This window comes from Xylanibacter rodentium (assembly GCF_013166575.1).
GTDB lineage: Bacteria > Bacteroidota > Bacteroidia > Bacteroidales > Bacteroidaceae > Prevotella > Prevotella rodentium.
Window position 1 is genome coordinate 1 of the sequence record NZ_JABKKE010000057.1, and the last position, 1,675, is coordinate 1,675.

3 protein-coding genes are annotated in these 1,675 nt (G+C 37.0%); all 3 read left to right on the forward strand.

Annotated features, from left to right (window positions below; translation table 11 throughout):
• Positions 1–118: 118 nt before the first annotated feature.
• Genes HPS55_RS13985 through HPS55_RS13995 form a run of 3 tightly spaced genes read left to right on the forward strand, consistent with a single transcriptional unit; the run spans position 119 to position 1,497 of the window.
• Entirely contained in the window at positions 119–754 is a 636-nt protein-coding gene (locus HPS55_RS13985) for an ankyrin repeat domain-containing protein (RefSeq protein ID WP_068960252.1), read from the forward strand.
• Positions 755–809: 55 nt separating this feature from the next.
• Positions 810–1,157: a hypothetical protein gene (locus tag HPS55_RS13990; protein ID WP_068960251.1), complete on the forward strand. Its 348-nt coding sequence runs from the start codon at positions 810–812 to the stop codon at positions 1,155–1,157.
• Positions 1,147–1,497 (forward strand): immunity 51 family protein, encoded by a 351-nt coding sequence (locus tag HPS55_RS13995; RefSeq protein ID WP_068960250.1) that lies wholly within the window; start codon positions 1,147–1,149, stop codon positions 1,495–1,497. Before HPS55_RS13990 ends, HPS55_RS13995 begins: the two co-directional genes overlap by 11 nt.
• The last annotated feature ends 178 nt before the right edge of the window (positions 1,498–1,675 follow it).

Below are 1,675 nucleotides of genomic sequence, written 5' to 3' on the forward strand. Positions count from 1 at the left end.
ATTAGGAATAGAAATCTTTGGCTAATACTTAAAAAAATATTGGTAACAAGCCGGGATAACGGACTAACGCCGTTCCCCGCCAAGCCATTAGCATTAACGTGCAACTTAAAAAGTAAGTATGAAGATAGTAAATAGGACATTACTTTTTCTTGCAACGCTTTTTTGTAGTTTGGATAGCGTGAAAGCAAGCACATTGCTGCAAGATACTATACGGGATGCAACCTACCAGCTTTATCCGTTAGGGGTTGCTTGCCGCAACAATGATATGGAAACCATTAAACAGTTGCTGGCAGCAAAAGATGAACCTATGGCAATGGGTAACGATTGTTACGAGTTTGATATACTCTATACGGCAATCTACTTTGACAAAGAAGATGTACTAAAATATGCCCTTACCAGATACAAGGACATAAACGATAGAGTATATAGCGATGAGTATGGACTTACGCTCCTGACATACGCCTGCAGATTGTCTAACGTAAAGTTAGCCCATATCTTGCTGGAGCATGGCATTAACGTAAATGGTTGCCAAAGTCCATGCGACACCTATAGAGTATATCCGATTATGGAAGCCATTGCCAATAATAACATAGAACTGGTGAAGTTGCTTTTAGAATATCATGCAGACCTTGATATAAAAGATAGTAACGGCAGCACCCCTCTTGCTTTGGCTAAGGAGACAGGTGCAAAAGAGATTGAAAATTTACTTTTGCAATGGATGAAACAAAAAAATAATGCTAACAACGCAGGATAACGGACAAGCCGTTCCCTGCTGAACCATTAGCATCGAAGAATAAGAAAAATATAATATGAAGATATTTAGTACAGCACCAGAAGGAAATGAGCTTGCAGAAGCTGTTGGAGTTGATTATATAAAATTCTCCATTTCAATGATGGATGAATTTATTGATTGGATGAAAACAACCAAAGAGCCTTCTCAGCCAATATTGGCAATTATTGATATGCTGGTAATACTGGCAAAGAAATACCCCATTGATGCTAATCTGTTAATTAAAAAAGAGAAAGTTCAAGAATGGAAAAATGTTTTTAACGATTGGTTTGAACGTTGTAGCAGTAGAATTCCTGCCAAGTTTAGAAATGGAATTAAAGCAAATGGTGATGAACTTTTTAAAGAATTAGAACAATATGGACATTAATAATTTTGCAGCGGCTATTGAACCTTTCTTTTGGGTTGAACATGAATCAACAATTTCGGTATGTCTGACTGTTGGCGAGTATAAAACGGAAATCTTTCAATCAAGAGAAGATGAAGGATTTGAAGGTAATGGCTACGACTGGGAGTCACTGGCTCGTGTCTTTATTGACGAACAAGCACCAGAGCTATCCGAAAGCATTGATTTCGATTCGGAAGGAAGTATGTTCTGTGCTTATTCAAGTGATAAAGAGGCTTTAAAAAAGTTCATCTTACAGTTTAAAGAAGCATGTGAAAATAAAAAATTAATAATGGACTTATTCTCCCATGCTGAATTGGATTAAAAGAACGATGCTAACAAGCACCTGTGCCGCCTATAACGGCGGCAAGCTGCATCCCATTACAGACAACTTAATACAGAAATATATGGAATATATACCGGATTATCTGAAACCATTTATTATACACAAAGACTATTTTCCTGAATTGATAGAAGATTCATGGTTTAATAATCCTGTGTAC